Here is a 21468-nt window from a genome sequence, read left to right as displayed (position 1 = left end):
ACGCATTCATGAACAGCCCCATGACAAACGCTGACCCCGCCGCCAATGGACAAGTTGTCGTCTTCCCGCCCAAAAGCGAATACGGCGCGCTGGCGGTCGCTCCACCCTACCCGCCTGGCTACAAACCGCAGAGCGACGGTGCGTTGGGAATCAACATCAACATGGTGCACAGTGATCGTGACGGATTGCTGGTCTATATCCTGGCCTACGGGAGCATGGCCATCGGCGACTACATCAAGGTGTACATCGAAACAAAAAACGTTCCCGTCGCAGAGTTCTCGGTTACCGAAGCGCATTTCGATGCAAACGGCAACGCGAAAAACATTCCCTTCTACATTGCCTCTAATGTCATGGAAACCAGGTTTCTGCCCCTCCAGGCCAACAACCTGCCCCTCTGGTTCGATGTTACGCGCGTGAGCGGAAACGGCACCGAGGGATCGCCACCCGTTCCGCTGTTTTACAAGTACCCGGCGCCGGGTGAAGCGGACACGGACGGGGGCAAGCCGTTCAACCAGGGCCTGAAATTGCCCGTCGCCTCGGAAAGCATCATCGATCAGACCGTGATCGACGAAGGCATGTTCGTGACCGTGCTGGCGTACTTCAACCAGTCCATTCATGACGTGGTGGTGCTTGCCTTTGGAACTTTGCTCCTGGAACACATCGTCACCGTGTTGGGTGACATTGTCTTTGAACTGACACCGCAAATGCTCGCTAGCCTTGCGCCCACCAACAGCCTGGTGGTGCGCTACGTATTGTTCGACTCGGTGGAAAACACCAGCGGCTGGTCGGATGCGCTCATCCTCACGGCCAAACCCGGCACGGTGTTGCTGATCGCGCCGATTTTTGACCAGGCTGATTTGGACAATGTGGTGAATCACGATGGGCTTATGGACGATCCCCTGAATGTCCTGGTCACTGGGGTATTTGCAGCGAAAGATCTGATCGAGCTAGAGCTGATAGGGCTCACCAAAGGCGGCGACCCGATTATCCAGACCTTCAGTCGCACGCTAACTGCCGCTAGCAGGACCGTGAACTTTGCGGTTGAGAATGAATGGGTCCGCAACCTGATCGGAGGTTCGGCGCGAGCGTCATACCAACTGATCAGAGCCGGCAAGACCCAGTTCTCGAAACCCGCCGATGCCACTTTCAGCGGCTCATCCCTGCCCTTGGGCGTGCCGATTGTCGATCCGCTGGTGGAGAACAAGCTACCGGTCGACACCACCATGGCCACGGTGCAGGTCGCCAAATACTGGCCATTAAAAATAGGCGCGATTGTCAAACTCAACTGGCAAACCACTGATCAGGCCGGGATTAAAGCCCTGTTCATTTTTCAATTGATCGTCACCGACCCGACACAGCCCGTCATCTTCCAGGTGCCCGCCAAATACATCGTCCCCTATGCCAACACCCCGTTGACCGTGCAATGCACGGTGACAAACCCGGGAGAGGTGGAGGTGTTTTCGAACTTGCTGCAATTGATGTTTGGCGAGGAAGCAATCGGTGATTTGCTGCCACCCTTTGCGGTGCCTCCAGCGACCAACAATATCGATGTGTTGGACTCTCTCAACGGAATCACCGTTAGGGTGGAACACCTGCCTGCGAAGACCAATGATAAGGCGCTGTTTATAGACGCAAATCCAATGCCGGGCGATAAGCCATTTCCCGTGCAGTTGATCAATCAAAACAAGCGGGCCAATCTCAAGTTGAGTTTTGCGTACCTGTTGGCCCGAATGGGTAGCGAAACCAACTTGTATTGGCAATTGATTCGCGACGGGAAGTCCGCGGGGGAATCGCTGCCGTTGACGTTGAATATTCGCCGGATCGTCGACGGTGATGTTCGATTAGGAACCTCCATTATCGATCAGGCTGACAGTGCCGGGGTAGTGGATATCAATGAATTTGAAGGTGACGGCACCGTCTCTTGCAAGACCTGGCCATTGCGGGGCGGGCGTTATCTTTTTGATATAAGTGTTATTGGAACAGGGGCCAATGGAAGTGCGCATGTTATTGAGCTGGTCACCGCAGGTTCCCTGACACCGGACGAGGAAAGTAACGGGTTCAGCAGAACACTGCCACGGGCACAACTGTTGTTGCTTCAGGACAACTCATCTCTTCATGTCGAAATAAAAGCCCATTTCAAAGAAAAGGCCCCCATAACGATCACATTCCCGACCTCCAGAAAATACAGCATCAGGAACAAACGCCCTATCTTGTCGGAAAACTTCGATCATCTCGCTACGCAACTCATCACACCCGGTGGGCGTATCGAGCTGGACAGCATGATCATCTCTTTCCCTGCAGGGAGTGGTTATCTGGGGATCACTTCATTAGCCAACGTCATCACGGGTCCTTATCCTCAAATACCGGGCCAGAGTTACGGGCAGGTTCTGGAGATGCATTGGCAGGCAAGTGGCACTGCGCAACACATGCACATCCAATTCCACTGGAATTATTCCTTTGTTAGTTTCTGGTGCCGATTCGCGCAATTCAACGACCTCTGGGTTTTCTACCGGGACGAACGAGGTAATCTCCTCCACAGCATGCCTCTCCCCAACAACTTTAATCCACAGCCGATTACATACTCGACCCTTCAGAACCGCATCCGAAGCATCGAAATCGTCACCCCTAGGATGGACCTCATCACGCTCGACGACTTCAAAATGAGCCGCGTATAAGTTGGTCGGAAGCGCGGAAAGGGACGTCCCTGTTTTCGCCTGGGCAGGAAATAAACAGCGATGTTTTTGATCGTTCCCACGTCGAGGCGTCGAACCGTCCGCGTGGGAACGATCGACGTTAATGCCCATACAACAAAAACCCGCCATTCCTTGAACAGGAATGGCGGGTTTTGTCATTTCAGGTCACACGGTATTCACCGTCAGAACTGAGCTAAGCGGACGTATTTATTTATCACTGGAGTGAGAATTAAACGGAGATGTTTAAAAGACATTTCCAGACACTCTCTCAGGCTACACATCCTTGCGCCGTTGCCTACGACTGCGCCAGAATCCGCCGGCTTGTGCGCCTTGTGCCGGGTCTCTATTGTTTCCCGGTCGCTGACAAATCAGCGATCGGGTTTAGCAGCTCGGAAAATATCAAGGCACGTCAGTGCCGCCCCTGATCAACCGACGATGTTTTCGTCAGTTGGTCTGCATTATGGCGGCTTGCGTGGGGCACTTCGGTGCGCCGGGTTCCTTGATGCCTGGTCTGCTAACCCGCGTACAGCCGCCACCCACTTCGTTTAGCAGCGATGGATGACGGCTCCAATCATCAAGGAGTTTCACCATGCCCAAGATCACCCCCAACCCGCCCGAAACCGACGACGTTTCCCCCTACGAATCCACCGATCCCAAAAAGCTCAACGAAGCCGCCGACCGCGCCCTCGATTACTACCTCAAACCGGTCATTTCCCAAGACATTCCTCGCAAACCCAGCACGATCTACTTGATCGCCCCCGACACCGATGACGAAACCCTGCTGGTCAACGCGTGTGAGTCCTTGGCATCCGCGAGTGTGATGCTGAGCGATTTCGCAGGGTTGATGGAGGGCACGCATCGCAACACCTTGCTGGGGATTCAGCAGGTGGTGATGCTGGGTGAACTGGCGGTGAATCGGGTGCTGGTCAGGATTGATCCACAGCACTAACGGTAGATCAAAAGATCGCAGCCTCGTTTCACTCGACAGCTCCTACAGGTGCGTGCAAATCCGTGTAGGAGCTGTCGAGCGAAACGAGGCTGCGATCTTTTGACGTTAAAACAACAAAAAACCCGCCATTCCTTGAACAGGAATGGCGGGTTTTGTCGTTTCAGGTCACACGGTATCCACCTTCAGCGAATGGTCGTTCAGCATGCCGTTGATGATGGTCGCGGTGTCATGTCCGCCTGCAACCACGCCGCCCGCCCCCGGCGTGACGCCGTAGTGGCTGGCCAGGTTCACGCCGGCCAGGTCGATGGTCTGGTTCGGGGCTGCGCCGGCCATGGCGCTGACATCGATGCTGGTGAGGACCGAGGCGCCGCTGCCGACGACTTTGAAGTGCAGGTAGTCATCCAGTGACGCCGCGGTGCCGTTTTCACCTTGTAACAGTTGTGACAAGTCGAGTTTGTCGGTGCCTGGGGTGAAGTCGGTGACAACGTCGTGGCCGCTGTTGCCTTTGAGCCACTGGAAGGTGTCGGCCCCTGCCCCGCCGGTGAGGGTGTTGTTGCCGAGGCCGCCAATCAGGAGGTCGTCGCCGCCACCACCATTGAGGATGTCGTCACCCAAACCACCGTTGATGACGTTGTTATGGCTATCGCCCGTGAGGGAGTCGTTGAAGTTTGAGCCGACGAGGTTTTCGATTCCGGTCAGGGTATCGGTGCCAGCGCCTCCGGTGTTTTGCGCGGTCGCCAGATTCAGGTCGACGATGACGCCCGCCGTAGCGTGTGCGTAGCTCACGGTATCGATACCGGGGCCGCCGTCGAGCAGGTCGTTACCAGGGCCGCTGAACAGCAAGTCGTTGCCGGCGCCGCCGTGCAGCTCGTTATTGCCGGAACCGGCGGTCAGCACATCGTTGCCGTCGCCGGCATTGATCACGTTGTTGCCGGCGCCTGCCACCAACACGTCATCGCCTGCGGTGCCGGTGAGGGTATGGCCGTCCTGGTAGCTGATGGTCACGCCTGCACTGTCACTGCCGCCGTGATTGTCGTTGGCGGTGTAGGTGCCGTGGGCGTCCGGGGTGATGTCGTGGGCGCCGGCGTAGTTGACGGTCATGGTCAGCTGGTAGTTTTCCGACCCCGACCCGCTGTTGCCCGGACCATTGGGGATGTTGGTGATGTGGATCTGGTAGGTGCCGTCCGCCGCAGCCGTGAGGGTCTGGCCGTCGGCGAGGGGGATCCATGCGCCGCCGTTGAGCGAGTACTCCATCGTGACGTGTCCGGCCGCCAGGTTGTGGTCCAGGTTGAGCGTTTCGCCCTGTTTGAGATCGACGGTGATGCGATCCTCATCGTTGGTGCTGTTGTTGCTGACCGAGCCGAGCGCTCCGCTGACCACCAACACGGCCGTCATGGCTGCGGTGTTGGCGACGAAGGCGCTGCGGGCGATGGTCACCGCCTGGGCGTTGCTGCCGGTGAAGTTGAAGTTCTGATTGGTGCCGATGAAGTCCCCGCCCTTGGCCACCCAACCGGTGTTGAAGGTGGTCGGCGATGCGGTCATCGGATCCTTGTCCGCATCGGAGTCGTTGGCCAGCAGCAATTCGCCTGGCACCACGATGTTGCCCGACAGCACGTTGGTGATGATGTGGTCATCGACCGCCACCGGCGCCGTATTCGGAATGACTTTGACCGTCAGCGTCGAACTGGCCAGGTCGCCATCGTTGTCGCTGAGCGTGAAGCCGATGTTTTCGGTGATCACCACCGATGTGGTTTTTTGCGAGGTGTAGTTGTACTCGCCGGTGTCGAGGTTCACCACCAGGGTGCCGCCATTGTTGGTGGCGATGCTGAGGGTGTTGTTCACCGTGTTGAACGTGCCGTGGTTGACGCCGCCGCTGAAGTTCAGCGCGCCCTGGTTGCTGTTGCCTTTCGGGTCGTAGGTGTACGTCGTGCCGTCGACCACGAGGGTTTTGATGAAGCCGCCATCGGCACCGAATGTTCCACCCTCCAGCAAGGTGCCCGTGACTGGCGCGCCCATCACCGTGCCTGAGAGCACCGAGTTGAGTTGGTTCAGATCGGTCACCACCACCGCATTGGTGTTGGTGTGGTTGCTGCCGTCATAGGCCAGCGGATCGAGGTAGGCGTTGCTCACGCCACTGCCCAGGCCAATCGCATAGTTCTTGATGCCATTGGCGTCGAGGAAGGCTTTGAGCGCGGCCTCATCCGCACTACCGATGTCGCCTTCGTTGGGTTTGCCGTCGGAGAAGAAGTAGCCGACGTTCTGCGCCCCGGTCAGTTTGCCCGAGGTGTCGAACGCGGTTTGCATCGTCGCGACCGCCGCGTCGTAGTTGGTGCCACCGCCGGCAGTCAGGCCGGAGATAATCGATTTGGCCGTCGCCACATCGACCCAGATCGACGTCTTGTCGGTGGCATTGCTGCTGAACGTGACGATCTGCACCTTCACATCGCCCAGGTCGTCGTATTTGTCGAGCAAGGCACTGATCGCCTGCTTGGCCAGTTCGAGGCGCGACAGCCCCGGCACACCGGAGGGGTCGACCATGCTGCCGGAGACGTCGATTACCAACAGCACGTTGGAATCGATCTCCACAGCCGCGACCGAACGCTCCGCGCCAACCGCTTTCGGCACGTCATCGACGATATTGACCACGATGGTGCTGGTGGTGCTGTTGCCCAGCGCATCGGTGGCCTTGTAGGTGAAGCTTTCGCTCAGGGTGTTCGCGCCGTCGTTGGCGTTCGGCGAGGTTTTCGGTGCGGAGGTCAGGGTGTAGGTGTAGGTGCCGTTGGGGTTGAGCAGGATTTGTCCGTAGGTCCCGGTGGCGCTGCCGACCAGGGTGTACGTGACTGCGCCAGTCGCACCGGTGACGGAGCCGACCAACGTGCCCGAGGCGGTTTCACCGGTATGGCCCGGATCGCTGCCGGTGACGGTGCCGGCCGCCAGGTCCTGGCCATCCTTGCTCAGGTCCAGGGCTTTCTCGTAGACCGTCACGTCGTTGTCGCTGACCGCTTTGATGCAGCTGTTGTAGACGTCAATAGTGATGGTCGTGGTGCTTTCATCACCATCAGCATCGCGCACGGTGTAGGTGAAGGTGTCAGTGGCACCCGCCCCGCTCACGGCGTCCGGATTGCTGTGATAGACCGCGTTGCCGTGGGCGTCCAGGGTCAGGTAACCGTAGGTGCCATTGATGTTCGAACCGAGGCCGCCAATGGCCGAGGTCGAGGTGTCGCCGCCTGCGCGCACGCCAACCACCGCACCACTGACTGCCGGACCGTCGGCGCCGCCGATGTCGTTGTCCAGCACATTGCCGCTGACTGTGCCGCCCTCGACCACGCTTGCCGTATCCGCTTTGGCGGTCGGCAAATCATCGATGATGTTGACGTTGATCTGCCCCGACGCAGTGCTGCCATCGGCGTCCGTGGCAACCACGTTGATGTTCTCGGTGAGGCTGTTGGCACCGTTGCCGGTTGGATGGGCTTCGTTTTCCACCAGGGTGTAGCTGTAGCTGAGCACGCCGCTGGCCGGATTGAAGCCGGTGATGGTCAGCGTGCTGCCCAACGCAGTGACGATCGATTGCGGGAAGCCTGCCGCGACGCCACCGACCACCACATGAATGCCGCCGACATCGAGAGTTTGCAGACCGTCGAGCGCCGTCACGGTGAAGGTGCCGCTCTGGGTCAGGGCCGGCGCATTGGGGCTGGTGCCGTCGCTGAGGTTTTTCTCGTAGACGGTCAGTTCACCGCCGCTGACGTTCAGGCCGTTGAGGGTGACCGGGTCGTCGTTGTTGTGGACATTCAGCACCAGGTTGGCGGTGCTGGTATCGCCGTCGGCATCGGTGAGGGTGTAGGTAAAGGTTTCGGTGCCGTTGCCGCCGCCGTGCAGGTTTTTGAAGTCCGCATCATTGGTGTTCAGCGTGTAGGTGTAGGTGCCGTTGGCATTGAGCACCAGGGTGCCGTAGGTGCCGGTGAATGTGCCAGGGGTGATAGGCCCGGCGTTCGGCCCTGTGGCGACGTGGTCCGCACCTTGAACATCGTTGGTCAGCACGTTGCCGTTGAGGGTCAGAACGTTTTCCGCTGCGGTGCCGACGTTGCTGTCGTTGAAGGCTTTGGGCACATCATCGACGATGTTGACCACGATGGTGCTGGTGGTGGTGTTGCCCAGCGAATCGGTGGCTTGGTAGGTGAAGCTTTCGGTCAGCGTATTGGCGCCGTCGTTGACATGCGGTGTGGTGGTCGCCGGCGATGTCAGGGTGTAGGTGTACGTGCCGTTGGGGTTGAGCAGGATTTGTCCGTACGTCCCGGTAGCGCTGCCGACCAGGGTGTAAGTGATCGCGCCAGTCGCGCCGGTGACGGAGCCGACCAAAGTGCCCGTGGCAGTTTCGCCGGTGCTGGTCGGGTCGCTGCCGGTGACCGTACCGGCGGCGAGGTCCTGGCCATCCTTGCTCAGGTCGAGGGCTTTTTCGTAAACGGTTACGTCGCTGTCGCTGACCGCTTTGATGCAGCTGTTCGACACGTCGATGGTGATGGTGGTGGTGCTTTCGTCGCCGTCGGCATCGCGCACGGTATAGGTGAACACATCGGTCGCGCCCGGGCCGTTCACCGCGTTGGGATTGCTGTGGTACGTCGCGTTGCCGTGGGCATCCAGGGTCAGATAACCGTAGGTGCCGTTGATGTTCGAACCCAGACCGCCGATGGCGGATGTCGAGGTGTCCGAGCCTGCTCGTACGCCGACCACCGCACCACTGAGGGCCGGACCGTCGGCGCCGCCGATGTCGTTGTCCAGCACGTTGCCCGAGACCGTTGCGCCCTCGGCCACCGAGGTGTGGTCCGGGTTGGCGGTGGGCAGGTCATCGACGATGTTGACGTTGATCTGACCCGACGCGGTGCTGCCATCGGTGTCCGTCGCCACCACGTTGAAGTTTTCGGTGATGCTGTTGGCGCCGTTGGCAGTTGGATGCGCTTCGTTATCGACCAGGGTGTAGGTGTAGCTGACGACGCCCGTGGCCGCGTTGTAGCCGGTGACGGTCAGCGTGCTGCCAAGCGGCGTGACAATCGATTGCGGGAAGCCTGCGGCGACGCCACCGACCACCACATGAATACCGCCGACATCGAGGGTTTGCAGGCCATCGAGGGCAGCCACCGTGAAGGTGCCGTTCTGGGTCAGGGCTGGCGCGTTGGGGCTGGTGCCGTCACTGAGGTTTTTCTCGTAGACGGTCAGTTCGCCGCCTTCGACATTGAGGCCGCCGAGGGTCACCGGGTCGTCGTTGTTGTGGATTTGCAGCACCAGATTGGCGGTACTGGTATCGCCGTCGGCATCGGTGAGGGTGTAGGTGAAAGTTTCCGTGCCGTTGCCACCGCCGTGCAGCGCTTTGAAATCCGCATCGCTGGTGTTGAGGGTGTAGGTGTACGTGCCGTTGGCGTTCAACACCAGCGTGCCGTAAACCCCGGTGAACGTGCCGGGGGTGATTGGCCCGGCATTTTCGCCGACGGTCACGCGGTCAGCGCCTTGCACGTCGTTGGTCAGCACGTTGCCGTTGAGGGTCAGCAGGGTTTCCGAGGCGGTGCTGGCGTGGCTGTCATCGACCGCCTTGGGCAGATCGTCGACGATGTTGACGTTGATCTGGCCCGATGCGGTGCTGCCGTCGGTGTCCGTCGCCACCACGTTGAAGTTTTCGGTGATGCTGTTGGCGCCGTTGGCGGTTGGATGCGCTTCGTTATCCACCAGGGTGTAGGTGTAGCTGACGACGCCCGTGGCCGCGTTGTAGCCAGTGACGGTCAGCGTACTGCCGAGCGGCGTGACAATCGATTGCGGGAAGCCAGCCGCGACGCCACCCACCACCACATGAATACCGCCGACATCGAGGGTTTGCAGACCATCGAGGGCAGCCACCGTGAAGGTGCCGCTCTGGGTCAGGGCCGGCGCGTTGGGGCTGGTGCCGTCACTGAGGTTTTTCTCGTAGACGGTGAGTTCGCCACCTTCGGCGTTAAGGCCGCCGAGGGTCACCGGATCGTCGTTGTTGTGGATTTGCAGCACCAGGTTGGCAGTACTGGTATCGCCGTCGGCATCGGTGAGGGTGTAGGTGAAAGTTTCGGTGCCGTTGCCGCCACCGTGCAGGGCTTTGAAATCGGCATCGTTGGTGTTCAGCGTGTAGGTGTAAGTGCCGTTGGGGTTGAGCACCAACGTGCCGTAGGTCCCGGTGAACGTGCCGCCAATGATCGGCCCGCTGTTGGGTCCGACGGGAATGCGGTCAGCCCCTTGCGAGTCATTGGGGAGCACGCTGCCGGTCAGGGTCAACAGGGTTTCCGAGGCGGTACTGGCGTTGCTGTCATCGACTGCCTTGGGCACGTCATCGGTGATGTTGACGTCCAGCGTGCCGGTGGCGGTATCGCCGTTGGAATCACCGGCCACCACGGTGAACTGTTCGCTGAGGTTATTGGCCCCGTCGCCGGCCGAATGGGTTTCGTTGCCGACCAGGGTGTAGCTGTAACTCAACACGCCCGTGGCCGGGTTATAGCCGGTGACGGTCAGGGTGTTGCCCAGTTGCGTGGTGATCGACTGCGGAAAGCCGATAGCCACTCCGCCCGTGATCACGTTGATCCCGCCGATGCTGAGGCTGGTCAGGCCGTCAGGCGCGGATACGGTGAAGGTACCGTTCTGGATCAGCGCGCCCGGGTTGCTGGCGGAACCGTCGGCGAGGTTGGCTTCGTTGAGGGTCAGCTCACCGCCCGCCACAGACAGGCCACTGAGGGTGACCGGGTTGTTCGGGACATCAGGAACGGTGGGCACAACGCCTGTGCCCCCGGCACCGCCTGCACCGTTGTCGCCGTTGTTCGGATCACCGGCCAGACGCTCAAGGGGAAACTCGGGAATGCCGTTGAAGCCTGCGGTTGGAAAACCAATGGTTGGATCGACCCGGCCGCCCACTTCTTCGAGCATGACAAAACTGTGGCCGCCACCCGCGGCACCACCGGGTGCGCCAGTCGGTGCCGGACCGGCGGCCGTGGCTTCAGCGTTCTGGGTCGGGTCATCACCGGCCGCGATGGCTTTTTGCAGTTGTTCGACATCGGTCAGTTGCGCTTGCGTCGGCGTCACTGCTTCGGCGGTGTCCACATGGGGCGCCTGATGCGCCAGCAACTGCGGCGTCATCTCCAGGCTGCTGCCACGCCCAAGGGTCAGTTCCTGGCCACTTTGCAAATGCACCGCCACCGCGCCTTCGGCCCCTGTGACCAGTTGATCGCCAGCGAACAATCGATCGCCCTCGACCAGTGCGCGTCGAGTGCCGTCGCCCGCCACCGCGAACACATCACCAATGACCTTACTGACGATACCGATGAGCGTAGCCATGTGCATTTCCTCCGCTGCCAACAGCTGTCGGCATCCTGTTGTTTGCGAAGAATGTGCTCATGGTTCAAGCAGGTGACCTGGCGGATCGCCTGCCGGGTGCGTTTACCTGAGTAAGCCGCTGCCCGGGCGATCGTCTCGCCAAGCGTCTCGTTCACGGGCGAAGTGACCGGATTTTTTTTAAACCTCAATGCAATCAATGACATTGAAGTTCTGTTCCGGGTCAACCTGCTCCGTGAACGATGCGTAACGATTTTGAAGCAACAGAGTGACAAAAAACCGTCACCCCAAAACCGTTCGCTTCCCTCCCCTTCAGCACTTCTCCGCCCTATGTCGATAAGTGGATGGAACTTTTTCCAAGTCCCGAGAAGCTCCCTAAGGCTCCTAAATCAAGGGCTTTCGGAGTGAACAATGTGCTGGATTTGGCAGAGCGCATAAGTTTTTTTTGGCATAAGGCTTATGAAAAAAATTTCTTAGCTATTCTCTAGAATGTTCTTAGCTCTGTTGTTACAAGAGTGAAACGGTTTCACCTATAAAGTCGTCAAATAATTGGCGATCGATAAAGCACCATCAGGACTCAGGGAGATGTACCCATGCGCGTTTTAAACCCCCTATGCAGCGCAATTCTGCTGGCCATGGCCTGTACATCCCAGGCTCAAGCCATGTCATTGACCGAGGCGATTCAAAGCACCATTGCGACCCACCCAGAGCTGGCGTCGCGCGTTGACAGCCGCCTCTCGGCCGATGAGCAAGTGAAAGTTGCCAAGGGAGGCTTTTATCCATCAGTTGATCTGAACGCCGCCTACGGGCGCGGGTACAGCGATAACACCAACACCCGGGCGTTAGGCAATCACAACACCGAAACCCTCACCTACACCCAGTCAGAGCTGCGTCTGCGGCAAATGCTCTTCGACGGTTTCAACACCGCCAACGAGGTTGAACGCACCAAAGGCGTGGTCAATTCCCGGGCCTATTACGCCCAAGGCACCGCCCAGGATCTGGCATTGCGCACCATCGAGGTCTACCTCGAAGTGCTCAAGCGTCGTGAACTGGTGACCCTGGCCACGAACAACCTGCAGGCGCACTTGCGGGTCAACGACCAGATCGGCCTGCGCACCCAGCGTGGCGTCGGCAGCAACGCCGACTCCGACCAATCGGTAGCCCGTAAGGCGCTGGCGCAAAACAACCTCGACACCGCCGAAGTCGATCTGGCGGACGCCGAGTCGAATTTCTACGCCGTCACCGGGCGCATGCCCGATGAGCTCGAAACACCGCCCTCGATCCGTGGCGAGCTGCCCGCCACCCTGCCGGAAGCCCAGCAGAGCATGGTGGAAAACAACCCGTACCTGAAATCCGCGCAGGCCGATGTGCAATCGGCCGAGAGCCAGTACGAAGTCGCCAAGTCGCCGTTCTACCCACGTTTCGACGCCGAAGCGGCGGTGGGCGCCAACAACAACGTGCAAGGCGATATCGGTCACGACAATGAGTGGCGCGCGGGTGTGGTGATGAACTACAACCTGTTTCGCGGTGGCAGCGACAAGGCGCGCCTGGCCTCCGACGCGCACCAGATCAACCAGGCCATGGACATTCGTAACAATGCCCTGCGCCAACTCAACGAAAACATCCACCTGGCCTGGAACGCCATGGTCAACGCCAAGAAACAAACCCCGACCGCCCGCGAATACGCTGACACCAGCCGACGCGTTCGCGTGGCGTATCAGGATCAGTTCGGCCTCGGCCAACGCACCCTCCTCGACTTGCTCGACAGTGAAAATGAGCTCTACAACGCCAATCGCCGCTACACCGAAGTGCGGTACATCGAGGAATTCTCGATGTACCGCGTGCTGGCGAACATGGGCCAGTTGCTGAGCAAACAACGCGTGGTGCTGCCCGCTGATGCGATCGCCTCTTCCGAAGTGAAAAACGAAGCGCGCTTGCCTGAACTGAAATAGCTCAACCGGAGCGATCAATGTGACCAGCATGGAACCCGGCAACATCGGAGTTGATCCGCGCCTGAGCTTCGATGACCCGCTTCTGGACGGTCTGTTGATCCTCTGCAAACTCCACGGCGCGACGGTCAGTCGCGCCAGCCTGAGCGCCGGACTGCCCTTGAACAAACAGCGTCTGAGCCTGGACCTGTTGCCGCGCGCAGCGGCTCGGGCCAGCTTGCAGGCGCGTTTGCTGCGCCGTGAACTGGCGGATATTTCCGCGCTCAACCTGCCGGTGATGCTGATTTTCAATAACGGGCGCACCGCCATCCTGCGACGTTTTGGCGACGACGGCCGGCTGTTGATCCTGCCCAGCGAAGCCGACGGCGGTGAACAATGGGTCAGTCGTGAGGAACTGGCTGAAAATTACAGTGGCCAGGCCTTGTTCGCCCGGCCACGTCACGAACTCGAAGACTTGCGCTCGCCACTGGTGCCGCGCGTGGAGGCGTGGTTTCGCGACACGTTGAAGCTGTCGAAATGGCTGTACAGCGATGCGATTCTGGCGAGTTTCCTGATCAACCTGCTGGGGTTGATGGTGCCGTTGTTCGTGATGCAGACCTATGATCGGGTGGTGCCGAACCAGGCCACGTCGACCTTGTGGGTGCTATCGATCGGTCTGTTGATCGGCACCGGTTTCGAACTGGTGTTGCGGGTAGTTCGCGCGCACTTGCTGGACACTGCCGGGAAGAAAACCGATGTGATTCTTTCCGCGACCTTGTTCGAACGCATCACCGGCATGGCGATGAAAGCACGGCCGGCGACCATCGGTGGTTTCGCCCAGAGCATTCATGACTTTCAGGGCCTGCGTGAGTTTCTCACGGCGGTCACGCTGACCAGCCTGATCGACCTGCCCTTCGCCGTGCTGATGCTGGTGGTGATCGGCTTGCTCGGCGGCTGGCTGGTGGTGATTCCGCTGCTGGCATTTCCGATCACGATCATTTTCGCCATGGTGATTCAGGTGCGCCTGCGCGACACCGTGCAGAAAAGCCTGAGCCTGGGCGCGGAACGCCAAGCGTTGCTGGTCGAAACCCTCGGCGGCCTCGAAACCCTCAAGGCCTGCAGCGCCGAAAGCGAACGCCAGCACAAATGGGAAAGCACCCACGGCGCCCTCACCCGCCTCGACAGCCATGCGCGCAACCTCTCGGCGCTGGCCACCAACGGCACGCTGTTCATCCAGCAATTCTCCGGCATGGCGACCATCGTCGCCGGGGTCTACAGCATCATCGCCGGTAACCTCAGTGTCGGTGCGCTGGTGGCGACCTACATGCTCGGCAGCCGCGTACTCGCGCCACTGGGGCAGATCGCCGGTCTGATCACCCGCTACCAGCAAGCGCAACTGACCATGAAAAGCACCGACGCGCTGATGTCGTTGCCGCAAGAGCGTGACGCCAAACAAAGACCGCTGGAGCGCACGCAACTGCAAGGTGCACTGGACGTCAGCGGCGTGACCTTCCACTACAACGGCCAGAATGCGCCGGCACTGGCCAACGTCAGCTTCAGCGTCAAACCGGGCGAACGGATCGGCATCATCGGTCGCAGCGGCTCGGGCAAAAGCACTTTGGCGCGGCTGGTGATGGGGTTCTATGCCCCGGAGGAAGGCCAACTGCTGCTCGATGGCCTGGACCTGCGCCAACTCGATGTCGCCGACCTGCGCCAGCAAATCGGCTACGTCGCCCATGACCTGCCGCTGCTGGCCGGCAGCCTGCGCGACAACCTGACCCTCGGAGCGCGTTACATCAGCGACTCGCGGATGCTTGAGGTGGCTGAATTGACCGGCGTCACCGAGCTGGCTCGCCAGCATCCACAAGGCTTCGACCGGCCGGTGGGCGAACGCGGCCAATTGCTCTCGGGCGGCCAGCGTCAAGCCGTGTTGCTGGCCCGGGCGTTGTTGCTCGATCCGCCGATCATGCTGCTAGACGAACCGACCAGCGCGATGGACAACAGCAGCGAAGACGTCTTGCGGCAGAAGCTTCACGGCTGGGTCCAGGGCAAAACCTTGTTGTTGGTGACCCACCGCACCTCGATGTTCAGCCTGGTGGATCGGCTGGTGGTGCTGGACAACGGGCGGATCGTGGCCGACGGTCCGAAAGAAGCGGTCATCGATGCACTGCGCAAGGGCCGTGTCGGCTCTGCGGCTGTCTAGGAGCTCACCATGGCCCGTTCATCTTCCGACGCGTCGCTCCCTGAATCGAAGTCGCGCGGCTATTTCGGCAGCTTCGGCAAAACCGCCGAGAGCGAGTTCATGCCGGAAACCGCTGGCGCTTCATTGCAGGACTCTCCACGTGGTTCGCGGATCACCGTCTGGCTGGCTGCCGGGCTGATTATTGCGGCCCTGGTCTGGGCCAAGTTTGCGGTGCTGGAAGAAGTCACCATGGGCGAAGGCAAGGCGATTCCATCCAGCAAGGTGCAGGTGATCCAGAACCTGGAGGGCGGCATCGTCACCGAGATCTTTGTCCGAGAAGGACAAATGGTGAATAAGGGCGACACTTTGCTGCGCCTGGATGACACGCGGTTTCTGTCGAACAAGGGCGAGAGTGAAGCGGATCGTTACGCGCTGACGGCGCAAGTCGAACGTCTTTCGGCGGAAGCGGAAGGCCGGCCGTTCAAGCTCTCGCCCGAAGTGATCGCCAAGGCGCCGCAAGTGGCCGAAGACGAGCGCTCGCTTTATGAACAACGCCAGCGCCGACTGGCCAGTGAACAGCGCACGCTCAGTGAACAACTGCGGCAGAAAACCCAGGAACTGGCGGAGTTTCGCTCAAAACAAGGGCAATTCAGTTCAAGCCTGGCGCTGCTGCAACAAGAGATGAACATGTCTGCGCCGCTGGTGGGCACCGGGGCGGTGTCACCGGTGGAAATCCTGCGCCTCAAACGCAGCGCGGTGGAAATTCGCGGCTCGTTGAATGCGACGACGCTGGCGATTCCCCGGGCCGAATCGGCGATCAACGAGATCAAGAGCAAGATTGACGAATCGGAACAATCCTTCCGCTCGGACGCGGCGAAAGAGCTGAATGAAAAACGCACCGATTTGTCGAAAATCACCGCGTCGAGCATCGCCATCGACGACCGCGTGAGCCGCACCACGGTGGTGTCGCCGGTGCACGGAATTATCAAGGTGCTGAAGGTCAACACCATCGGCGGCGTGGTCCAGCCCGGCAGTGACATGGTGGAAATCGTGCCCCTGGAAGACAACCTGCTGATCGAAGCCAAGGTGCGGCCGCAGGACGTGGCGTTTCTGCACCCGGGGCAGAAAGCGATGGTCAAGTTCAGTGCGTACGACTACACGATTTATGGCGGGCTGAGCGCCAAGCTCGAGTTGATCGGGGCGGACACGATTACCGATGACAAGGGCAACAGCTTTTATTTGATTCAGGTGCGCACGGACAAGAATCACTTGGGCGGGGATGTGAAGCCGTTGCTGATCATTCCGGGGATGGTGGCAACGGTCGATATCATTACCGGTGAGAAAAGCGTGCTGGATTACCTGCTTAAACCCGTGTTGAAAGCCCGGACTGAGGCGATGCGGGAAAGGTAGTCTCTGCTGGGATTTTCTTTGATTTTGCTACCGCTATCGCGGGCAAGCCCGCTCCCACAGGTGACCGAGTTCTTCCTGAAGAAATGCGATCAAATGTGGGAGCGGGCTTGCCCGCGATGAGGCCATCAGCGTCACCACCTATTTCGGCCCATGGTTACGCTGGAAGGTCTCCTCCCCCATCGCCGCAATCTGCCCCTCGATCAACGCCTCGAACGGTTTTAACAACGGCTCGAACGTCGTCGGCGCCTCCAGCGTCTGCAACGCCTGGACTATCGCCTCCACCGTCGACAACGCCCCCGGCCCCGGCGCCTTGCGCAGCCGATATCGCGACACGCCGCCGTCCGCCAGCGTCACCCTCGGCAACGCCACCAGCAACGGGTTGAGGTGCAATATCTTGCGCGCCTTGCGCCAGGTGCCGTCCGGGACCACCAGCAACAGCGGCTCCTCGCTCGCGGTGTACGCCTGCAACGGTTGCGCATCGTCAGCCGGAAACAACAAACGCGCCTGATAACCCGACTGATTCAACAACGCCGGCAGATCCTCGAATACCTCGCCCACCACCAACTCGGCATTCTTCAAGCCCAGCGCCGCCAATCGCGCGGTGTTCAGCGCATGGTTCACCTCGCTCGGATGCTGCAACAACAGCACCCGCGTGCGGCTGTCGAGGCTGGGGATCAGTGGGCACAGGCAATGGGATTGTGGGCGCAGGCAGCGCGGACATTGGGCTCTGGACATGTTCTCAAGCCTGATTCAGTTGTGCTTTAAGCAGATCGCGGAAAGTCTGGATCAACGGTTCGCGGCTGCGGCCACGGCGCACGATCATCGAGAACGGCGCCTGATAACCAAAGGTCGCCGGCAGCAACACGCGCAAATCGCCCTTGTCGGCCCACGCCTGGGCGTAATGCTCCGGCAGGTAACCGATGTAGGCGCCGGACAGCACCAGGATCAGTTGCGCCTCCATACTCTCCACGGTCGCGGCGCTGTGCTTGAAACCGTGGCGTGCCAGTTCAGCCTGGCTCCAATAGCCCCGGCCGACCATGCGCTGCTGGGTGATGACTTGTTCTGGGATGCGCCGCTCGGTGAACAGCGGATGCCGGCTGCTGCAATACAACCAGTGCTGCTCGCGGTAAAGCGGCATATAGACCAGGCCACTCATGCGCGTGGAAAACGCCCCGATGGCCAGGTCGAGGCGGTTGTCCTGCACGCCGAGCTGCAATTCGTAGGGGCTCATGACCGACAGGTGCAAGTGCACCGCCGGGTGCTCCTGGCTGTAGGCGCCGATGGCTTCGGCGAAAGGCAAGGCCTTGTCGCTGACGGTGGAGTCGATCACGCCGAGGTTCAAGGTGCCGCGCAGTTCGCCCTTGAGCGCCGCCGCGTATTGCTCGAACCCTTCGAGCTCGCCGAGCAGGCGCAGGGTTTCCTGATGGAACAACTCGCCCTTGCTGGTCAGGCTGAACCCGCCGCGACCGCGATGGCAGAGCACCAGGCCAAGCGCGGCTTCGAGCTGGCTCATGTAGGTGCTGATGGCCGAAGTCGAGAGGTTGAGCTCTTGCTGGGCGTTGGCAAACCCCTGATGGCGAACCACGCTGACGAAGATGCGTAATAGTTTCAGATCGGGTAAAGCGTTGGCCATGGGGTTCTCCAAAAACCAGCGAAATCGTTGCGTTGCGTAAGAGCTCTGTAGGAGCTGTCGAGTGAAACGAGGCTGCGATCTTTTGATCTTGTTTTTAAAAAATCAACGTCAAAAGATCGCAGCCTCGTTTCACTCGACAGCTCCTACAGGATCGTCTTAAGCGCAGGAGTCTATCGCCGTCGTCGCCATTAGTTTAGAAAAATCTGAACTAAGTATTTGCCCGTAGCGATTCTTCCCGTGCACTACATTTCGCAGAATCGCCCCACAACGGTGCCTGTGTCTGTCCAGACCTGCGCAACCGACATAAATAAAACAACGACGATGAGGCCTTTCCTGTGGACAAGATTCTTCACCAACCACTGGGCGGCAATGAAATGCCGCGCTTCGGCGGCATCGCCACCATGATGCGCCTTCCCCATTTGCCAACCGCTGCCGGTCTGGATGCTGCTTTCGTTGGTGTCCCGCTGGACATCGGCACCTCCCTGCGTCCGGGCACCCGTTTCGGACCTCGCGAAATCCGCGCTGAATCGGTCATGATCCGTCCGTACAACATGGCGACCGGTGCTGCCCCCTTCGACTCGCTGTCGGTGGCCGACATCGGCGACGTGGCAATCAACACGTTCAACCTGCTGGACGCCGTACGGATCATTGAAGAGTCCTACGACGCCATCCTCGAACACAATGTGATCCCCCTGACCCTGGGTGGCGACCACACCATCACCCTGCCGATCCTGCGTGCCATTCACAAGAAGCACGGCAAAGTCGGCCTGGTGCACATCGACGCTCACGCTGATGTGAACGATCACATGTTCGGCGAGAAAATCGCCCACGGCACCACGTTCCGTCGCGCGGCCGAAGAAGGCCTGATCGACTGCGATCGCGTGGTGCAAATCGGTCTGCGCGCTCAGGGCTACACCTCTGAAGACTTCAACTGGAGCCGTAAACAAGGCTTCCGCGTGGTTCAGGCCGAAGAATGCTGGCACAAATCCCTGGCCCCGCTGATGGCTGAAGTTCGCGAGAAGGTCGGCGGCGGTCCGGTGTACCTGAGTTTCGACATCGACGGCATCGATCCAGCGTGGGCGCCCGGCACCGGCACCCCGGAAATCGGTGGCCTGACGACCATTCAGGCGATTGAAATCGTTCGTGGCTGCCAAGGCCTCGACCTGATCGGCTGCGATCTGGTAGAAGTCTCGCCCGCTTACGACACCACCGGCAACACCTCGCTGTTGGCCGCCAACTTGCTGTACGAAATGCTCTGCGTACTGCCTGGCGTGACCCACCGCTGAGGGATGGTTGATGAACGAACGTGATCAGGTTCTGAAAGCCGCCGCCGACCTGGTGTCGGCGTTTGCCCGCAACGATCGCGAAGCCTACTTCGGCGCCTTCAGCGCCGATGCCAGCTTCGTCTTTTACACCCTCGAACAGCCTTTGCTGTCGCGCGATGCCTATCAGGCGTTGTGGGACACCTGGCGCTCGGAGGATGGCTTCGAGGTGCTCTCGTGCACCTCGAGCAACGCCTTCGTCAGCTTGCAGGGTGATGTAGCGATTTTTATCCATGACGTCGCCACCGAGCTGCGCATGCAGGGGGAACAACACTTCAGCCAGGAGCGCGAGACGATTGTTTTCAAGAAACAAGCGTCTGGCCAAGAACAACAAGGCCTATGGCTGGCCTGCCACGAACATTTGTCCGCGATGCCGGAAGGGCTGCCAACCCCTTAGCCAAACAGGTGACGCTCACACACGATGAGCGCGCCTTTATGATCGGAGCTGATCATGAATAACAACAACAAAGACCAAAGCCTTACGCAAATTGAAACCTACGGGGTGGAACAGATCCCGGACAACGAACGTACCGCAGGCCCGACGGACCTGTTCCGGATGATCTTCGGTGGTTCGAATACCTTTGCCACCGCCGTGCTCGGCAGTTTCCCGGTGCTGTTCGGCCTGTCTTTTCAGGCCGGCGTCTGGGCGATTGTGCTGGGTGTGTTGCTGGGTTCGCTGATCCTCGCGCCGATGGGCCTGTTCGGCCCGATCAATGGCACCAACAACGCCGTGTCTTCCGGTGCGCACTTCGGCGTGCACGGGCGAATCGTCGGTTCGTTTCTGTCGCTGTTGACCGCCATCGCCTTCTTCTCGCTCTCGGTGTGGAGTTCGGGTGATGCGCTGATCGGTGGTGCAAAACGCTTGATCGGCCTGCCGGAAACCGACCTGACCCTGGGCCTGGCCTATGGTCTGTTCGCGATCCTGGTGCTGACCGTCTGCATCTATGGCTTCCGCTTCCTGCTGTGGGTCAACAAGATCGCCGTGTGGAGCGCCAGCTTGCTGTTCCTGCTGGGCATCTTCGCCTTCGCCGGGCCTTTCGATGTGAACTACGCCGGCACCGTGAGCATGGGCCAACCGGGCTTCTGGGCGGCCTTTATCGGCGCTGCGCTGGTGGCGATGAGCAACCCGATTTCCTTCGGTGCGTTCCTCGGCGACTGGTCGCGCTACATCCCTCGTGAGACGCCCAAAGGCCGGATCATGGCGGCGGTGGTGATCTCGCAGGTTGCGACCTTCATCCCGTTCCTGTTCGGCCTGGCCACCGCCACCATCGTGGCGATCAAGGCGCCGGACTACATCGCGGCCAACAACTACGTCGGCGGTCTGCTGGCTGTTTCGCCGAGCTGGTTCTTCCTGCCGGTGTGCCTGATTGCGGTGATCGGCGGCATGTCCACCGGCACCACGTCGCTGTATGGCACCGGGCTGGACATGTCCAGCGTGTTCCCTCGGGTACTGTCGCGGGTCAAGGCGACGTTGCTGATCGGTGTGATGTCGATCGCGTTCATCTTCATCGGTCGCTTCGCGGCGAACCTGGTGCAGAGCGTGTCGACCTTCGCCGTGCTGATCATCACCTGCACCACTCCATGGATGGTGATCATGATCATCGGCCTGGTCGTGCGTCGTGGCTTCTATTGCCCGGATGACCTGCAAGTGTTCACGCGCGGCGAGAAAGGTGGTCGTTACTGGTTCACGCACGGCTGGAACTGGCGTGGCCTGGGTGCCTGGATCCCGAGCGCACTGGTGGGTCTGTGCTTCGTGAACCTGCCGGGGCAGTTCGTGGGCGTGCTGGGCGATCTGGCGGGCGGCATCGACATCAGCCTGCCGGTCACCCTCGGCCTGGCGTCGTTGGTGTACCTGACGTTGCTCAGCCTGTTCCCGGAATCACGGGAAGTGTTCGGCCCGCAGGATGCACGCAGCAAGGGTTCCAATTCGCTCGGTAAATCGGCGGCTCGACAAGTCGCCTGATCAAACGCAATACCTGTGGCCAACGCATGACCTGTGGGAGCGAGGCTTGCCTG

At 60.1% G+C, this 21468-nt stretch carries 11 protein-coding genes; 8 read left to right on the top strand and 3 right to left on the bottom strand.

Annotated elements, in window-relative coordinates:
• Positions 1-8: 8 nt before the first annotated feature.
• Entirely contained in the window at positions 9-2675 is a 2667-nt protein-coding gene (locus BLQ41_RS12985) for a hypothetical protein (protein WP_157695017.1), read from the top strand.
• A 607-nt stretch (positions 2676-3282) separates the two neighbouring features.
• On the top strand, positions 3283-3642 hold the full coding sequence (locus BLQ41_RS12980) for a DUF6124 family protein (RefSeq protein WP_090181413.1): 360 nt from the start codon (positions 3283-3285) through the stop codon (positions 3640-3642).
• A gap of 165 nt (positions 3643-3807) precedes the next feature.
• On the opposite strand, the gene BLQ41_RS12975 is transcribed toward BLQ41_RS12980, so the two are convergent.
• Positions 3808-10980 carry a retention module-containing protein gene (locus BLQ41_RS12975; RefSeq protein ID WP_090181412.1) on the bottom strand — a complete coding sequence of 2391 codons (7173 nt, stop codon included), beginning with the start codon at positions 10978-10980 and terminating at the stop codon, positions 3808-3810.
• 590 nt (positions 10981-11570) lie between these two features.
• Between BLQ41_RS12975 and BLQ41_RS12970 the strand changes: the two genes are divergently transcribed.
• The 3 genes from BLQ41_RS12970 to BLQ41_RS12960 are packed head-to-tail and all read left to right on the top strand — an operon-like array spanning position 11571 to position 16497.
• Positions 11571-12929, top strand: a complete 1359-nt coding sequence (locus tag BLQ41_RS12970) for a TolC family outer membrane protein (RefSeq protein WP_090181410.1) — start codon at positions 11571-11573, stop codon at positions 12927-12929.
• Between the two features lie 19 nt (positions 12930-12948).
• Entirely contained in the window at positions 12949-15108 is a 2160-nt protein-coding gene (locus BLQ41_RS12965) for a type I secretion system permease/ATPase (RefSeq protein ID WP_090181409.1), read from the top strand.
• Positions 15109-15117: 9 nt separating this feature from the next.
• Positions 15118-16497 carry an HlyD family type I secretion periplasmic adaptor subunit gene (locus BLQ41_RS12960; protein WP_090181407.1) on the top strand — a complete coding sequence of 460 codons (1380 nt, stop codon included), beginning with the start codon at positions 15118-15120 and terminating at the stop codon, positions 16495-16497.
• A 138-nt stretch (positions 16498-16635) separates the two neighbouring features.
• Here the strand turns inward: BLQ41_RS12960 and BLQ41_RS12955 are convergent, their stop codons facing one another.
• Positions 16636-17232: a tRNA-uridine aminocarboxypropyltransferase gene (locus BLQ41_RS12955; RefSeq protein ID WP_090181406.1), complete on the bottom strand. Its 597-nt coding sequence runs from the start codon at positions 17230-17232 to the stop codon at positions 16636-16638.
• Between the two features lie 4 nt (positions 17233-17236).
• Complete coding sequence (locus BLQ41_RS12950; protein WP_007945995.1) at positions 17237-18130, bottom strand: LysR family transcriptional regulator; 894 nt, start codon at positions 18128-18130, stop codon at positions 17237-17239.
• A 335-nt stretch (positions 18131-18465) separates the two neighbouring features.
• On the opposite strand from BLQ41_RS12950, the gene speB reads away from it, so the two are divergent.
• The 3 genes from speB to BLQ41_RS12935 are packed head-to-tail and all read left to right on the top strand — an operon-like array spanning position 18466 to position 21415.
• Positions 18466-19416: an agmatinase gene (gene speB / locus BLQ41_RS12945; protein WP_090181405.1), complete on the top strand. Its 951-nt coding sequence runs from the start codon at positions 18466-18468 to the stop codon at positions 19414-19416.
• Positions 19417-19426: 10 nt separating this feature from the next.
• Positions 19427-19849, top strand: coding sequence for a YybH family protein (locus BLQ41_RS12940; RefSeq protein ID WP_090181403.1), 423 nt, complete (start codon positions 19427-19429; stop codon positions 19847-19849).
• A gap of 54 nt (positions 19850-19903) precedes the next feature.
• Complete coding sequence (locus BLQ41_RS12935) at positions 19904-21415, top strand: purine-cytosine permease family protein (RefSeq protein WP_090181402.1); 1512 nt, start codon at positions 19904-19906, stop codon at positions 21413-21415.
• Positions 21416-21468: the final 53 nt, after the last annotated feature.

It is taken from the genome of Pseudomonas arsenicoxydans (assembly GCF_900103875.1).
Taxonomy (GTDB): domain Bacteria; phylum Pseudomonadota; class Gammaproteobacteria; order Pseudomonadales; family Pseudomonadaceae; genus Aquipseudomonas; species Aquipseudomonas arsenicoxydans.
This window is presented reverse-complemented; position numbering and strand designations above follow the sequence as displayed.